This window comes from Clostridium sp. UBA6640 (assembly GCF_002455975.1).
Lineage (GTDB): Bacteria > Bacillota > Clostridia > Clostridiales > Clostridiaceae > Clostridium_J.
The window spans coordinates 19,436-35,386 of sequence record NZ_DKLM01000138.1; the positions used below are offsets into that span (position 1 = coordinate 19,436).

Consider the following 15,951-nt stretch of genomic DNA (forward strand, 5'->3'; position numbering starts at 1 on the left):
ATCATATTTGCTTTTTTAAGTAATATTTATTTCTAGAGCTTATATAAATGCAATCTTTCTAAAGTTTTATCTAATAGAAAGTATTTATCCATCTTTGATTACTTTTTAGCCTCATTTATTTATTGCTTCCTCTTTTTATCGTCTTTTTTAATATTTATTTATCTCATATATTCTAACTCAATATAATAAAAGTTATATTGAGTTAGGTTTTTTATCTTAATTTTAGCTTTTTCATTCATTTTATTCTAAATTCATGATACAATATACTTGTAAACATTAAGTTTACAAGTATATTCAATATGTTTACATGTAAATAATAATCAAAATAAGTAAACATTTCAGGAGGAAATTATGGATACAACTTTTAGCGTAAGAATAAATGACGATTTGAAGTCAAAATTTAATGAATTAGCCCAAAAGGAGGGCATAAATAACAAGGAGTTTATGGAGCAAGTTATAAAGTTCTATGAATTAAACTCTATAAAAGATAGTAATTTAAACATTTCGGATGACATAACTGAACTTCAAGATATAACTTCTAGGATTGTAGACATTTATATAAATTCTATGGAGAAAGCCAAAATAAAAATTGGAGAGCTAGGGAATACAAATAAAGATCAATTATCGAAGAAAGATTTAGAAATTCAAAAACTTAAGGAAGAATTGGCATCTATTAGAGAAGAAAATAAGAAAATTTTTAAGCTAAATGAGGAAGTAAAGAAAAAAGAAGAAATTATTAAAGAAGTTAAAGAAAATTTGGCTCAAACAAAAGAATTAAATAATATGTTACAAGAGAAGAATAATCACTTAAACAATGAATTAACCTCACTTAAATCATCATTGCAAACTATAAATGAAAAAGAGGAAGAAATAAAAACTTTAAAAAGTGATTTATTAAACTTAAATAATGATAATTCTTTATTAAAGTCTAGATTAGAGGAAATAGAGATTAAACTCTTAAACAAAGATAAAGAAGTAAAGGAAATGAAGGAAAGATTCCAAAGTGACATAGAAGAACTTAATAATAAAAATAAAGAAAAGTTTAATTTTGAAATAGAAAAACAACAACTTGAAACAAGTAAAAGGATATTATTAGTTGAAGAAAAACAAAAAGAGGAACTAAAGAATAGGGAAGATGAACTAAACAACAAAATAATGGAACTATTAAATAAAAGACAGGAGGATGCGGAAATTATAAGAGGTTTGTTGATTAAAAAATAATATTCTTTAACTCAACTTTAATGCTGGTCTCATAAGTCAGAAGACTGCATTAAAAGAATTAAATAAACCTTTTGAAACAGCATTTAAGGCAGATGTAGTCGATGCTATTAATCGTAATCGCAAAAATAAAGAATTATTAGACAATATACTAATTCCATTAAAATGACAATGGCAGAAAATCTGTTATCTACAACAGAATTAAGCATTGATGAAATATCTAAAATGGTTGGATATAATCATAGTGGAAATTTCGTAAAAATGTTTAAAAAGGTTCATGGAAAAACACCATTGGCTTTTAGAAAAATGAAAGGTTAAAATTGAAATTTAAATATTTATAGTAAATTCATTTTAAACTACTAATTATAAACAATGATACCTATCAATTCTATTAATGCTATAATATAACTAGATTATTTTTTGGGAGGATAGTGTTATGACAAAGCTATATAATGAACTTCGTAAATCTGCTACATACAAACTTACCGGGAATGGAAACAGAAGCATCGGATTACTTATGGAATCCTTTAAGCAAGTTTCTCCTTCTTTAGATGCCGATATGTATGGTACTGGTAGCGTAATCAATGATTTTGAAAAAGAAATATCTGATTTTCTTGGAAAGGAGTCTGCCGTATTCTTTCCAAGTGGAACCATGGCACAGCAAATTGCCCTTCGTATCTGGTCTGATGAAAAGAATCTAAAAAAAGTTGCTTACCATCCTCTTTGCCATTTGGAAATTCACGAACAAGATGGACTAAAGAAGCTTCACTATTTAGAACCTATTTTGTTAGGAGAAAAAGATAGATTATTTACTATTGAAGATTTAAAATCTATCAATACTCCTATTTCATGTTTACTAATTGAGCTTCCTCAAAGAGAAATAGGTGGTCAGTTACCTTCATGGGATGAGTTAGTAGAAATTTCTCTTTACTGTAAGGAAAATAATATTAAATTACATTTAGATGGTGCTCGCTTATTTGAAGTGCTTCCTTATTATAATAAATCAGCAAATGAAATTTGTAGCCTATTTGATAGTGTATATGTATCTTTCTATAAGGGACTTGGTGGTATTGCCGGAGCTATTCTTGCAGGAAATTCTGTATTTACAGATGATGCAAAGGTTTGGAAGAGACGTCATGGCGGTGATTTAATTAGCTTATATCCTTATATAATTAATGCAAAATATTCTATGGACAACCGTATAGGCAAAATGAAGGAATACTGGGAGTCCGCTGTATCTGTAGCAGAAATATTCAACAAAATAGAGGGTATAACAACAATTCCAAAAGCCCCTGTTTGCAATATGTTCCATGCGTATTTCAAAGCTCCAAAAGAAAGGGTAGAAAGTGTTTTTGCAGAAATTATTGAGAAATATAATGTGTGCTTAATATCCAATATCAGCGTAGTAGATAACCTTACTTGTAGATCAGAATTTTCTTTTGGTGATAGTTTCAGCATGATTCCTCAGAGGATTTTGGATGAAGCATTTGCTTTATTCGAATCAAAATTTAGAAATCTTTAGTTAAAATGATTTTAAAAATGAAAAGTTAAAATTTAAATACAAATATGAATTCATTTTTCAGAATGTAAAAAAGTCTACTTTAATTATTTTAAAATAATTAAAGTAGACTTTTTTAGCTATTACTTAAAGTAATTACTATCATCTACCTGAAGAATTTTTTCAAACTTCATTTATTTGCATAACTCATTATCTGGTTTTCCTATTCATTATCTAACTCTCTTTCAAGCATGTCTAAAAGCTGATTAAATCTTTTTATAACATCCTCTAGAGCTTTAAGAGTTGTCATGTCCATATCAACAATTAAAATAACTGTTAGCCAAACAGCTAATCCTAGTGTTTATATAAATCTAATATATAAAGAAACTAACTCTAGTTCATTTATGTATAAAGTAGCATATACATCAGCTCAAGATATACTATCAATGTTTTCAATAATTACACCAAATAATGGAGTGGAAAGTCAACAAGAAAGCAGAACTACTATAGTATCTACAGCAGATGAATTGATTAAATTAAAAGGCTTATTAGATGAAGGTATATTAACACAAGAGGAGTTTATGGCTGAGAAAAATAAAATATTAAGCAAATAATGCAAAATTAGCACTTACTAAATAGTAGGTGCTTTGTTGTTTGGAACTTAGGATTTAGCGTTACGGATATTAATTACTTTAATGGCTTTATATTATGCAGCTGGTTGGATAAGAGCATATTTTAATAAAGAATTATCTAGTTATGTAGTGCTTAAAGATATTGCTAGAAAAGGCGTTATATTTGTAGTGTTAATAGTTGCAGTAAGTCTAGATGAATTATTGGATGTTGATAAATGGATACTTAGAACTCTTGTTTGTTATTTTTATAAAGAACTAAAAGAATATCAAATTCTTCTAGTTCTTAAAACGACCGTTTATGGTGCTTTTATAAAAAATAAAAACAAGAGCATTTCAATTCTTGTTGATGAGTAATATAAGAATGATACGACACAACTAAACTTAAAATTTTGTTACATCAACTCTACAAATTGGAAGTTATGGTTTTCTTGCAAGTTGTAAATCTATTGTATCGTATATAGTAATAATACCACCGTTATTATTAATCGCTTCTCTTATTTCATCAAAAAATTTCATTCTTGCCCTTTGTTCAATAGCAATGTGACCTGAATAAGTACCTAATAATGATGTGTATTCGTCAGCTGTAAAAGTTCTTGTTCTATGATAGAGTCTATAACTTACATCTATAAATCCATATTTGCATGCTATGTTAGCTATATTTTTGGCATTTTCCTCGCTATATTCATCTTCTCCTAATGAACCTGGCATATACTTTTCATATATATTTTCAAATGCAGTATGGATGTTATTGCGTTTTTTATCTTTATATGGGTGATTAGCAAATCGTGCAAAAACCCCACCGCTTTTTAGTATATCGAACACTTTGGTATATCCTACATCTTCAGGTATCCAGTGAAAGGCTGTTGCTGAAAAGATTAGGTCAAATGAATTAGGAGGACACTCAAAATCTTGAAATGCAAAATTTTTAACATTAAATTTATCATAATCTTTAAATTTATGTTTTGAAAATTCCGCCAATTGGTCACCTAATTCAATTGCAGTTAAACTACAACCTGTTTTAAGTATTGGTGTCGTAGCTTGTCCAGTTCCTATTCCAACCTCAAGCACATTGCTTGACGGATTTATTTCTTTTGCATCAAAAATATCATCGTATAGCTCTTTAACATAATGCGGCCGCCACTTGTCGTATTCAGTGTAAACAGAGTTAAATGTGGTTTCTAAACCTGTAATTATTGACATTTCTCACCCTCCCATTATATAAATAATCTCCTTGCCAAATTACTATTTATTGAGTTGTTTTACAACTTTCATATGTAATATTGTATTATGAATAACTAAATTATACCATTACTTACAAGTAACCATTATATATTAATGGGTGTAATTTACAGAATAATTACCTATTTTATTCCTTAGAGTGGGTTTTGTCGAAATGTTGATTATATCCCTATTAGGGATATGGTCAATAAAGAAATAAAATTTAGTATATACTTTCCACTATATAAATAACATAACACTAATGTACAAATTAGTTCAGAATAGTTCTTTACATTTCAATTCATTTACTTATATTGTAAAATTATATTATTAAACTAAATCTTATAAAAAGTATCAATAGATATAAGAACTGATTTTGTACGTTAGGAGGATAAAAAATGGATAGTAGTGAAATAAATCGACTGAAACAAAAGAATAAAGAATTGATAAATATTGTAATACAAAAGGTTCAGAAAGAATATCAAGATGATATCGATTTGATTGGTGTTTTTGGTTCCTTTTTCACTGGTGACTTTCATGAAAAATCAGATTTGGATTTATTAGTAGTTTTGAATAATGAAAGAGGATGGGGATTTTCAACATGTTTTATATTAGATGGCATCGGATATGATTTCTATGGTTCAACATGGGAAAAACTTGAGAGAAGCGCATCATTTGATGATACATTTATATCACAAATTATAGACGTTGATATTGTCTATTGCAGAGAACCTCAATATATAGAGCGATTTATGCATCTAAGACAAAATACTCTAAATATTATAAATAGCCCTATGACTACAGAAATTCTTCAAAAAGCAAAGAAACATCTAGATAATGCTACTCTTACATACGGAAAAATGATGCTTGAGGAAGAAATAGGCGCTATAAGACAATTATCTGGAGATGTTATCTCTCACTTGACCAATACTGTATGCTTTCTGAATCATAGCTATTTTAAACTTGGAGTTAAGCATTATTTGGAAGAAATGCTTGCTATGAAACGTGTTCCAAAATATTTTGAGCAGTATTTTAATGGGGTTATATATGCAACATCAGTGCTTGATATTAAAGAAACTACTACAAAATTAATTAGAACAGTTAAAGATCTGTATGATGAAATAGTAGAAGAAATATTGGAAAAAGCAGTTCCAACAAAAGACAATCTTAAAGGAACATATGAAGAAATATGGTCAAACTGGAAAAATAAAATACAATATGCAGCAGATAATAAAGATATATTTCTAGCTTTTTCTTCTGGTGTTAGTTGTCAGAGTTTTTATGATTTAATGCATAGGGAATGCGGTACTATTTCTATTAATCTAATGAAACATTTTCAAGCAAATGATCTAAAATCTTTTGCCGATGCATTCGAAGAAGCAATGCAGCTATATAAGAAAGATTATGATAAATTACAGCTTCAGGTACTTACTTATGATTCAATCGATGCATTTAGAAAAGATTACCTTGGACTTGATAACCTTTAACGTCTGCTGCGTAATTTCCTTATACTATTAAAAAAACAAGAGTTGTAATATTCTTGTTTTTTAATAGTATAAGTTATCCAATATATCTTGCATAATAAAAATATTTTTATTAGTTAATCATATCAATTACTCGCTTTTCATCCTCTTCAGTAATGCCAACCATAGCGTTTGTTCTAACTAAATGTGAATTAATTTCTTCATTCTTCAAATCTAAATCATCTAACACAATATATTTGTCAACAGTTTTATGTTCACTTAACCAAGCAATAATCTCTTTAGCTTTTACATGGCTAAAAGTTTTTCTAGTGCGAATTTCTTCAGTACTAAAATCAGGTGTTTTGTCAAATAATTTTATATCAAACTCGCTGAGAATATCATATAGGTATTGTGAATATCCATCCTTAGGCATCATATCTTCATCAAACCATAATCTCCAGCCAGAAGACATAACAATAACTGCCCCTGTTTTATCAATTATGTTTTTTAAAACAGTTACACTATTTCTGTCAATTGCTTCATCTTGATTATTCTCTAAAAATTCTTCTGAATTAAGTACTCCATCTATATCTAAAAATATAACCTTCATAAATTACTCATCCCCATTTTCTAATTAATTATAAATCACAAGCTATATATTCTATTTATTTGATATGGATAATCTAAGCTATATATCTACTGAATAATATTGAACCCAGACAGGTGAAAAACCTGATTTAAGAGCAACCGTTGTTGATGCAATATTAGGGCTCCATGTGGTATAGTACGGCAATACACCTTGTCTTTCAATTTCATCAGCTAGAGTTTTTACAAGATAACAGGCAAGTCCTCTATTTCGATATTCTGGCAATGTATCTATTCCAATTTGCCATAAGCCTTCCATACCATCATCAGCTCCAGCTAAAGCAACAAGCTGATCTTCTTTATAAGCCCCAAATGCAATAACATCATTTTGATAGTTTAATGCATTATCAAAATCAAAACCTTTTTCACTATATAAAGTATTGATATTAGTTTTATCAAAGAATTTATACTGAAAACTACTTGGTCTATAAATAGTTTTATTTTTATTTAGATATAGGTATCGAGTATGTTCACCTGCAAGCTTTTTCCCAAATTCTCTTAGTTTCATTTCAATAGTAAATAAATTATCACCATCCATTATATCATGTGCAGGTGTAGTCGAAAAAAGCTCTACACACCAATTATAGATGGAGGGATCTACTTTAATAACTGCATTTTTCCCGAATGTAGCCATATCAAAGAACTGGTTTTCTGATTTAATAAAAATATTCTCATCTTCTTTAAAAACATTGCAGTTACATTTCCAATCAAGCGCCAGTTTTTCTTGTACGAAAGTGATTTTATTTAACTTTTCCATGTTTAGTCCCCTTTTATATGCTAATATAAATATTCTTTAGTCTATAGTAGACTACCATTAAATTGTAGCTATACATAATCTTATCATTATTTACCATACTTTGAAATAATTTTTATAGGTTGATTCATCTAATTGATTATAATAAATTTATTTTATCTATATTCCTATGCTATAATTGTAACTAATTTTAAATTTATTTTTATAGGATAGGTACAACTAAAGAGGTGAGGTGAGGCAAAATGAAAGAAATCATTTTTGTAACAACTAATAGGGGGAAAATTGCTTCTGCACAAAGGGAGTTAAAAAACATAGTAGTTTTAGCTTATAACGCTGAGTTAATTGAACCAAGAAGTGAGGATATAAAAGAAATAGCAAAACAAAAGGTTTTACAGGCATATAGAATTGTAAAAAAGCCATGTATATCATTAGATTCAGGCTTCTTTGTAAGTGAGTTAAATGGCTTTCCTAAGGCATATGTTAATCATATGCTAGAAACCATAGGGATAAAAGGGTTATTAAAACTTATGGATGGAGTAGAAGATAGATATTGTGAATTTAAATCCTGCTTGGCATATTATGATGGGGTAGATTTTAAATTTTTTGAAAGCAAATCTCCAGGAATAATTTCAAAAAATATACAGGGTAAAGAAAATAAAAATAAATGGTCTGATTTATGGTACATATTTAAGCCGGAAAATTTCAATAAAACGCTGGCAGATTTTACTGAAGAGGATTTTATAACATATGACAATTCAAAAGAGGACAGTTGTATAAAGAAATTTGGAGACTGGTATGAATTTAAAGATAACTAAATACAAAAATACATAATTATAAATAAAGGACTATATCTCTCCATAATAGAATAAGATACTTAAAAAAAGGAGGGGTTATTTTGAAATTATTTATAAGTGCAGATATAGAAGGAGTTTCTGGCATAGTAGATTGGGTAGAAGCAAACAAAAGTCATAGTGATTATAGAACATTTCAATTGCAAATGACTAAAGAAGTAAGAGCTGCCGCTGAAGGAGCACTTAAATCTGGAGCTAAAGAAATACTAATTAAAGACGCACATGCTACAGCTAGAAATATAATCCATGAACTTTTACCTAAAGAAACTGAATTAATAAATGGTTGGTATGGTCATCCTTATGGCATGATGGAAGGCTTAGATGAAAGCTTTGATGGAGTTCTATTTATTGGATATCATTGTGGTGCTGGCTTTAATGGCAACCCATTAGCTCACACAATAAGTAGCAGTAAAATCAGATATATAAAATTAAATGATGAGCTAGCAAGTGAATTTAAATTAAATTATTATACAGCTCTTTATTTAGGAGTTCCAGTAATATTTGTATCTGGAGATAAGGACTTAATTAAAGATGTTAATAATACTAATCCAAATATAAAAGGTTTAGCAGTAAAAGAGGGGATAGGTGCTGGAGCAAGACATTTACACCCCGTATTAGTTGAAGAGAAAATTAAAGAAACCGTTGAGGGTATCATTAAAGATTATAATAAGGAATCTTTCTTAGGAAAAATGCCAGAAGAATTTAAAGTGGAAATTTGCTATAATCGTCATACCGATGCTTATAAAGCAAGCTTTTATCCTAATGTAAAATTAAAAGGTAATAATACTATAGAATTCACTTGTAGTGATTATTTTGAAGCATTAAGAATGAAGCTATTTTTAATTTAATAAAGATGTACTTATGCTACCTTAATATATATTTGTAATATTTTAAAGGTAGCATTTTAATTATGGTTATCAACAACAAATTTATGGCTTACATTATATAAGGTATGGATGTTTCGTCTCTATATCATCAAAGAAGTTAGTATTATTCTAACATGCTACGAACATATGTTCAAAGTTGCTCAATTGATCACTTTACGGAGATTACAACTAAATACTTAGTTATAATATTAAAAAAATAGCTAAAAACAGGGGAATTGAACATATGTTCCTATTTTAAAAATTATATAAGGTACTATCAACATTTCTAATAAGGAGTATAGTGATGAAAATAGAAATTAAACAATTATCTTTGAATTGTTCTAATGAAGAATACGAAATGTTACAAAACATAAAAAACGATGAAAATGGTTTTTATAACCCAGTTTATGAAAAATCATATGAAGAATATCTTTTGTGGCTTCAAAAAGAAGATGATTATTCAAAAGGAAATAATTTGCCTGATGGATGGATTCCAGAAACAACCTACTTTTTATATATTGATGATAAGCCTGTTGGTATAGGAAGAATTAGACATAAGTCAAGTAAGTATTTAGAAAGTATAGGTGTTGGTAATTTAGGGTATGCAGTTAGTAAACTATACCGTGGAAAGGGTTATGGAAATATCATATTTAAAGAATTATTAAAGAAATGTATCTCCTTTGGTTATGATGATATAAAGTTATTTCCATACAAAAGTAATATTCCAACTATTAAAGTAATGCTTAAAAATGGGGGACAGATAGTTGATTCTTTTGATGGCGAGAAATATGTAATTGCAATACCTACAAAATAAAGGAAGGTTTCTTTTTAAAATACTATATTACTATATAATGAATAAAGAATTGTATTTTATGGCGAAATATTTGGTATTCAATTTTAGTGGGAAATATAAATATGGATAGACATTTTACAGTTTCGGTATTTATTATTCATAAAGATAAAGTGTTATTACACTCACATAAAAAGGCTAAAAAAATACTTCCCTTGGGTGGCCATATAGAAGTTAATGAATTACCTGAAGAAACATGTATTCGCGAAGCACAGGAAGAATCAGGTTTGGAAATAAATCTATATAACCCAGCAAACAAAGAACTAAAGAAATCATGCACTTTGGTAGGAGAAAAATTATTAATAAATCCTATGTACACAATTTTTGGTGAAATAACTTCAGAACATTGCCATATAGACTTTGTTTATTATGCAACAGCAAAATCTTATGAAACAAGACCAGCGGATGGAGAATCTAATTTACTCAAATGGTATACTAAAGAAGACTTGAAAGATGCTAATAATATTCAAGAAAATATTTTAACAATGGCTAATGAAGCTTTAGAAATATTAAGTGAAAGATAGATTATTCCATCATAGTGATTATAAAACATTTCAATTGCAAATGACTAAAGAAGTAAGAGTTGCTGCTGAAGGATCCTTAAAAAAAGTTAGTATTAACCTAACACACTACGAACTTATGTTCAAAGTTGCTCAATTGATCATTTTTTTAATATTATAGCTAAATATTTAGTTATAATATTAAAAAAATAGCTAAAAACAGGGGAGTTGAACATATGTTCCTGTTTTAAAAATTATAAGATAGGGGAATCAGCCATTTCAAAATATACTACATATAATATAGTTTAGGACCAAAAGGCATCTACTGATACTTTTCAGCCCTAATTTTATAGTATTCTAATCTTCATCAGAAAGGGGATTTTTATTTATAGCGGTTCTAAGCCTCTCATCATCAACATGAGTATAAATTTGAGTGGTTGCAATATTTTCATGGCCTAATATTTGCTGAAGCGTTCTAACGTCTACCTTGCCATGCTTATGCATTAATGTAGCAGAAGTATGACGAAGCTTATGAGGAGTATACTTATCCTTATCAAGCCCTGCTAATCCTACATATTTTTTAACTATGCGTTCAACAGTTCTTTTATTTATTCTTCTGTATTTACCACTAATAAATAGGGCATCTTTATCTTCTTTATCAACTCTAAAATTAATTTCATTCCTATATGGCATATAACGATTTATTGCCTTTAATGAAGCTTTATTTAAATATATAGTTCTTTCTTTATTTCCTTTACCAATTATAGTTAAAGTATCTCCTTTAATTTTAGATATATCTATACTACAAAGCTCAGAAAGTCTTAAACCACAATTTAAAAATAGGGTTATAATACAATAATCTCTTTCAGAATTTTTTTCTCTATTTTGTGCAGCTTGCAATAGATCTTTACTTTCATCTAGGGTCAAATATACAGGGCTTCTTTTACCAAGCTTAGGAGACTCTAAATCCACTGTTATATTAATAGGTAATAACTTTGCTTTTGTAGTTAAATAATTGAAAAATGACTTTAGTGAAGCAACTTTTCTAGCTTTAGCACTTGATTTATTATTTCTTTCTTTCTCTAAAAAGGAGAGATAGCTATAAAAATCCGTTAGTGTAAGATCTTTTAAAAGAGAAAGGTCAATGTCATTAACTGGTATATTATCAAAATCACCATCAAAATTAATAGGTAAGAGATTCTTATGTATTTTTAAAAACTTGAAAAAAAGAGTCAAATCGGAAGTATATGCAGTTATAGTACTTTTAGATACACCTTTAACAGTTAAAAGATAATTTAAATAATCCTTAACAAAAGGGGGAAAGTTATTAAAATTAGATGATTCATATTTAAGTTTATAATAATTATTATTATTCATGTTTTCCTCCAAAATATATGATAATGTCGTGAAACTTACATTTCACGACATAAATATTCTATAAAAGAGGGGTAAAATCCTTTATTTTAATTTAAATAGTTATTGTACAATGACATAAAAGTTATTGCATTTCATTTAAATGTACTCTATTTGTAAGTTAATTATAATTTTGAATCTAATTAATGACATAAAAGTTATTGCATAATATTAGATTCTGTTGTGACATAAAAGTTGTTGCATTTATTTTTAAAATATAATTATGCACTAACTTTTATGTCACTTGAAACTTTTATTTGACCTATACTTTTCAAATACTATTTTATATTGAAAAAATTTTTTATTGTCATTTGTAGTTTCACATAAAAGTATGTGTATTCCTTTTAAAGTACGTTTATGCACACACTTATATGTCAATTTTCTTATTACTATATATTTTTTATTAAAGTAAGTTTAATAAAATAACGTTAAAACTTCAACTATTAAATCAAATTTTCGATTTCTCCATTTATTTATACTACTCTCCCCTTTTATCTGAAATATTTAAGTGTTATAACACGTATTAAATTAAAACTAACTACATTTTTGATTTTCAATTACTATGTATTAGTACAACTTTATAGAAAATAAGGAGTGAGCATAATGATTGAAAAATACTCATGTACACTCCTTATTGAAAAATTGATTTAAACCTTTATTCTCTCGAGCAACTTTTATTGCAAAAATTGCCTTTTCACAGTATGCTTTCATGGTTTCTTCATAGTAGAAGTCTATCATTAATGTCACATCAAAAAGTCAACGTTATTTATGGTATGGTTCGCCTTATATGTGAGCTTATCTCTAATTATTTTCTAACGTAATGTAACCATTCCACTATCTAAGTTGTAACCCATTTTCATTAAGATAATTAATAAAAAGTTCTTTTACCTTAGTAATCTCATCAATTTGTAAAGTTCTATTACTATCACCAATAATCATTCTAATAGTAGTACTTTTCATGTTATCTGGAACATTCTTTCCTGAATAAGTGTCTATATAATTAATTTGTATTATTAATGGATGGATGAATTTATTTACCAGGGATTCTATATCATCATAAAGCGTATTCAATGGAGTTAATATACTGAAATCAAGATAAGTTTCAGGGTACTTTGAAATTGCTTCATATTTAATTTGATTTTTTTCTACAGTATTAAGAAGCTCCAAATTAATGTCTATTACCTTTATAGTATGCTTGCTACTGAATAATTTCAATGTAGAGGAAGGTATAGAATACACATAGCCTAATTTTACATCTTTATAGCTTATGCTAAGGCAATGCTCCTTATAGTCATTTTTTATTTGAATATACTTTCCATCAATATTTTTCGCGGTTTTTAATAAATATCTGCTAATTCCCTTGGTATAGCGATATAATTGCTCCTCATCTTTGCTGCTGTAAATTGCAGCAGTTAAATGCTTAGGTTGAGCTAATTTACCTTCATTCATTTTGAATACTCTTCCTATTTCAAAGATTTTAATTTCCTCAAAGCTTTTTCTATTGTCATAAATTATTTTGAGTAAATTAGGCATCATATCACTTCTAAGACTTTCATACTGCTTTACTCCAGAATTCACTATCTTCAAGGTGTTTTTATATTCATAGCCAAGTCTCTTAAGCCAATTGTTATCGTACCATGAGTAGGAATGAACCTCGTTGAAGTCAAATTTTTTCACTAATATATCCTTCAATAAATACTCCATATCCTTTATAGGATTTTTTATACCAGCAGCTACTTCTGCTTTATTAGGACTGCCTTTTATATTATCATAGCCATAAACTCTAAGAATTTCTTCTATTATGTCTGCTTTGCAGGTGATATCCTTTGTTGCCCTGAAGGTGGGCACTTTTATATAATATACATCCTCTTTCTCTTCTACCTCAAACTCTAAACTCTTTAGTATATTTATCACAGTAGTCTTATCAATGTTGTTTCCTAAATAAGTTTCTATATATTTATGGTCAATGCTAATATCTGTAGACGTTACTTCATTAATAATATTATCGTACAGTGATGTTTCTACTTCTATTTCTGACTGATACTTCTGAAGCAGTTTCAAAAATCTCCCAACGGCAACAGTAATAATTGTGGTATCTAAGAACTTTTCATATCTCACGCTTGCATCTGTTCTAATACCTAAGTATGAGGCAGTTTTTCTTATAGCTATCCCATCAAAAGTAGCAGATTCAAGAATTATTTCTTCTGTATTTTCACACACCTCTGACTCATATCCTCCTATTATGCCTGCTATGGCTAAAGGCTTATCCTCACTGCATACCATTAATGTACCTTCAGGAATATCTCTTTGTGAATTATCTAATGTAACGAACTGTATTGGCTGCTTTAAACTAGTTACTCTAATAGAATGGATATCTCTACTATTAAAAGTATGAAGAGGTTGACCTATATCAAGCATAACATAATTTGCAATATCTACTATAATATTAATTGGTCTAATGCCGCAGTTACTTAATCTATCAGCAATAAACTCTGGCGATTTATTTGCCTTCACATTACCAATTTTAATTGCAGAATATCTCAAAACCTTTTCTTTATCTTCAATATCAACCTCTAAAGTCTTTTTACTAATGTCTCTTAGCTGCTCTTCCTTTATATAATCTATACTTTTTAATTTTCTACCTGTGATTGCTGAAATTTCTCTTGCTATTCCATAATGGCACCATAAATCTGGTCTATTGGTTAAAGATTTATTATCTATTTCAATTATCACGTCATTATCTATATAATTTACTTCTTCTATCTCTGCAGTAGTAATTGTGAATTTACCTACAAGCCAATCAACATCTATATTTTTTATATCCACATAATCATTTATCCAATCTAATGATATCTTCATTTTTCTTCCTCCATTACTTATTTAAATTGCTTCATAAATTTCAAATTACCAGAGTTAAAACCTCTGATATCTGGTATTCCGTATTTCATCATCGCAAGTCTTGTAAGTCCAAGACCAAATGCAAAGCCTGTGTATTTTTCGCTGTCAATACCGCCATACTTTAATACATTTGGATGAACCATTCCACATGGCAGTAATTCTACCCATCCAGAGTGTTTGCAGGTAGGACATCCTTCTCCACCGCAAATCTCACACTTTATATCAAGTTCAAAGCCAGGCTCTACAAACGGGAAATATCCTGGTCTAAGTCTCACCGTAATTTGCTTTTCAAATATTTTACTTAACATTGTTTCCATAGTATAAATAAGGTTTGCCACAGATATTCCCTCATCTATTACAATACCTTCAAGCTGGAAGAATGTATTTTCATGGGACGCATCAATATCCTCATTTCTGAAGCATCTTCCAGGAATAATAGCCTTTATTGGAGGTGAATACTGCTCCATTATATGCTGCTGTCCTGCTGAAGTCTGAGTCCTTAATACCATACCATTTTCTAGCCAATAGGTATCCTGCATATCTCTAGCTGGATGATATTTAGGAACATTTAAAGCTTCAAAGTTGTAGTAGTCTGTTTCAACCTCATTGGTATCAGCTATGAAGAAGCCCATTCCCTTAAAAATTTCTTCAATATCCCTTTGAACAATTGTTATTGGATGATAAGTTCCCTCCTCAAATTCCATCCCAGGGAGGGTTATATCAAATTTATTTTCCATGCTTCTGTTTTCAAGGTCAGTTTTTAGTTCTGATATTCTTTCTGTAATGTAGTTTTTAAGCTTATTTCCTTCAACACCTATAGCCTTTCTTTCTTCAGTACTAAGGCTGCTTAGTGACTTTAATATATTTGTTAATTCTCCATTCTTACCTAAAAATCTTATTCTCAGTGATTCCAGCTCTTCTATAGTTTTAATTTCTTCAAAAGCTCTCACTACCACTTCTTTTAAATGGTTAATTGACTCTGACATTTTAATCCTCTCCTTTTAACTTTTTAAAAATAAAAAAACCCCTCATCCTAAAAAGGACGAGAGGTTAAACTCACGCGATACCACCTTATTTATCAATCATATTTGATATTCTAACACTATTTATAGAACACCCAATACAATTGACATCTCAAACAGATA

15 protein-coding genes, 1 pseudogene and 1 other annotated feature (1 of these 17 running past the window's edge) are annotated in these 15,951 nt (G+C 28.8%); of the genes and pseudogenes, 10 read left to right on the forward strand and 6 right to left on the reverse strand.

The genetic code is table 11. The features are described 5' to 3' along the window. The first annotated feature begins 351 nt into the window (after positions 1-351). The 5 genes and pseudogenes from B2W91_RS15160 to B2W91_RS15180 all read left to right on the forward strand — a co-directional run bounded on the left by B2W91_RS15160 (position 352) and on the right by B2W91_RS15180 (position 3,702). Positions 352-1,221, forward strand: coding sequence for a ribbon-helix-helix protein, CopG family (locus B2W91_RS15160; RefSeq protein ID WP_291582434.1), 870 nt, complete (start codon positions 352-354; stop codon positions 1,219-1,221). Between the two features lie 135 nt (positions 1,222-1,356). Beyond that, positions 1,357-1,536, forward strand: a pseudogene (locus tag B2W91_RS15165) (helix-turn-helix domain-containing protein); the annotation flags it as partial. Positions 1,537-1,654: 118 nt separating this feature from the next. Further along, a complete protein-coding gene (locus B2W91_RS15170; protein ID WP_291582436.1) occupies positions 1,655-2,740 on the forward strand; it encodes a threonine aldolase family protein in 1,086 nt (361 codons plus the stop codon). Positions 2,741-3,024: 284 nt separating this feature from the next. Further along, positions 3,025-3,330, forward strand: a complete 306-nt coding sequence (locus tag B2W91_RS15175; RefSeq protein ID WP_291582438.1) for an SHOCT domain-containing protein — start codon at positions 3,025-3,027, stop codon at positions 3,328-3,330. 66 nt (positions 3,331-3,396) lie between these two features. Beyond that, the gene (locus B2W91_RS15180) at positions 3,397-3,702 is read left to right on the forward strand and encodes a phage holin family protein (RefSeq protein ID WP_291582507.1); all 306 of its coding nucleotides are present in this window, start codon (positions 3,397-3,399) and stop codon (positions 3,700-3,702) included. A 63-nt stretch (positions 3,703-3,765) separates the two neighbouring features. On the opposite strand, the gene B2W91_RS15185 is transcribed toward B2W91_RS15180, so the two are convergent. Further along, positions 3,766-4,548, reverse strand: a complete 783-nt coding sequence (locus tag B2W91_RS15185; protein WP_291582439.1) for a class I SAM-dependent methyltransferase — start codon at positions 4,546-4,548, stop codon at positions 3,766-3,768. 416 nt (positions 4,549-4,964) lie between these two features. On the opposite strand from B2W91_RS15185, the gene B2W91_RS15190 reads away from it, so the two are divergent. Beyond that, positions 4,965-6,053, forward strand: coding sequence for a nucleotidyltransferase domain-containing protein (locus B2W91_RS15190; protein WP_291582440.1), 1,089 nt, complete (start codon positions 4,965-4,967; stop codon positions 6,051-6,053). 109 nt (positions 6,054-6,162) lie between these two features. On the opposite strand, the gene B2W91_RS15195 is transcribed toward B2W91_RS15190, so the two are convergent. Further along, positions 6,163-6,639 (reverse strand): HAD domain-containing protein, encoded by a 477-nt coding sequence (locus tag B2W91_RS15195; protein WP_291582442.1) that lies wholly within the window; start codon positions 6,637-6,639, stop codon positions 6,163-6,165. A 78-nt stretch (positions 6,640-6,717) separates the two neighbouring features. Beyond that, on the reverse strand, positions 6,718-7,431 hold the full coding sequence (locus tag B2W91_RS15200) for a GNAT family N-acetyltransferase (protein ID WP_291582443.1): 714 nt from the start codon (positions 7,429-7,431) through the stop codon (positions 6,718-6,720). A 239-nt stretch (positions 7,432-7,670) separates the two neighbouring features. Between B2W91_RS15200 and B2W91_RS15205 the strand changes: the two genes are divergently transcribed. The 4 genes from B2W91_RS15205 to B2W91_RS15220 all read left to right on the forward strand — a co-directional run bounded on the left by B2W91_RS15205 (position 7,671) and on the right by B2W91_RS15220 (position 10,519). Then, positions 7,671-8,243 (forward strand): non-canonical purine NTP pyrophosphatase, encoded by a 573-nt coding sequence (locus B2W91_RS15205; RefSeq protein ID WP_291582445.1) that lies wholly within the window; start codon positions 7,671-7,673, stop codon positions 8,241-8,243. Between the two features lie 80 nt (positions 8,244-8,323). Further along, positions 8,324-9,127, forward strand: a complete 804-nt coding sequence (locus B2W91_RS15210; protein ID WP_291582447.1) for a M55 family metallopeptidase — start codon at positions 8,324-8,326, stop codon at positions 9,125-9,127. Positions 9,128-9,449: 322 nt separating this feature from the next. Continuing rightward, entirely contained in the window at positions 9,450-9,959 is a 510-nt protein-coding gene (locus tag B2W91_RS15215) for a GNAT family N-acetyltransferase (protein ID WP_291582448.1), read from the forward strand. A 101-nt stretch (positions 9,960-10,060) separates the two neighbouring features. Further along, positions 10,061-10,519 (forward strand): NUDIX hydrolase, encoded by a 459-nt coding sequence (locus B2W91_RS15220; RefSeq protein WP_291582449.1) that lies wholly within the window; start codon positions 10,061-10,063, stop codon positions 10,517-10,519. A gap of 333 nt (positions 10,520-10,852) precedes the next feature. Here B2W91_RS15220 and B2W91_RS15225 read toward each other — a convergent pair whose 3' ends face one another. From B2W91_RS15225 to pheS, 3 genes are all read right to left on the reverse strand, one after another. Next, positions 10,853-11,872, reverse strand: coding sequence for a tyrosine recombinase XerC (locus B2W91_RS15225; protein ID WP_291582451.1), 1,020 nt, complete (start codon positions 11,870-11,872; stop codon positions 10,853-10,855). An 870-nt stretch (positions 11,873-12,742) separates the two neighbouring features. After that, positions 12,743-14,767 carry a phenylalanine--tRNA ligase subunit beta gene (gene pheT / locus B2W91_RS15230; protein WP_291582452.1) on the reverse strand — a complete coding sequence of 675 codons (2,025 nt, stop codon included), beginning with the start codon at positions 14,765-14,767 and terminating at the stop codon, positions 12,743-12,745. 17 nt (positions 14,768-14,784) lie between these two features. Continuing rightward, positions 14,785-15,792, reverse strand: coding sequence for a phenylalanine--tRNA ligase subunit alpha (gene pheS / locus B2W91_RS15235; RefSeq protein WP_291582454.1), 1,008 nt, complete (start codon positions 15,790-15,792; stop codon positions 14,785-14,787). Positions 15,793-15,841: 49 nt separating this feature from the next. Continuing rightward, positions 15,842-15,951, reverse strand: a binding site (T-box leader) (it continues 177 nt past the right edge of the window).

Coding starts and splice junctions, on each gene's coding strand:
- B2W91_RS15160 (WP_291582434.1), top strand. CDS start 352: ATGGATACAACTTTTAGCGTAAGAATAAATGACGATTTGAAGTCAAAA.
- B2W91_RS15170 (WP_291582436.1), top strand. CDS start 1,655: ATGACAAAGCTATATAATGAACTTCGTAAATCTGCTACATACAAACTT.
- B2W91_RS15175 (WP_291582438.1), top strand. CDS start 3,025: ATGTCCATATCAACAATTAAAATAACTGTTAGCCAAACAGCTAATCCT.
- B2W91_RS15185 (WP_291582439.1), bottom strand. CDS start 4,548: ATGTCAATAATTACAGGTTTAGAAACCACATTTAACTCTGTTTACACT.
- B2W91_RS15190 (WP_291582440.1), top strand. CDS start 4,965: ATGGATAGTAGTGAAATAAATCGACTGAAACAAAAGAATAAAGAATTG.
- B2W91_RS15195 (WP_291582442.1), bottom strand. CDS start 6,639: ATGAAGGTTATATTTTTAGATATAGATGGAGTACTTAATTCAGAAGAA.
- B2W91_RS15200 (WP_291582443.1), bottom strand. CDS start 7,431: ATGGAAAAGTTAAATAAAATCACTTTCGTACAAGAAAAACTGGCGCTT.
- B2W91_RS15205 (WP_291582445.1), top strand. CDS start 7,671: ATGAAAGAAATCATTTTTGTAACAACTAATAGGGGGAAAATTGCTTCT.
- B2W91_RS15215 (WP_291582448.1), top strand. CDS start 9,450: ATGAAAATAGAAATTAAACAATTATCTTTGAATTGTTCTAATGAAGAA.
- B2W91_RS15220 (WP_291582449.1), top strand. CDS start 10,061: ATGGATAGACATTTTACAGTTTCGGTATTTATTATTCATAAAGATAAA.
- B2W91_RS15225 (WP_291582451.1), bottom strand. CDS start 11,872: ATGAATAATAATAATTATTATAAACTTAAATATGAATCATCTAATTTT.
- pheT (WP_291582452.1), bottom strand. CDS start 14,767: ATGAAGATATCATTAGATTGGATAAATGATTATGTGGATATAAAAAAT.
- pheS (WP_291582454.1), bottom strand. CDS start 15,792: ATGTCAGAGTCAATTAACCATTTAAAAGAAGTGGTAGTGAGAGCTTTT.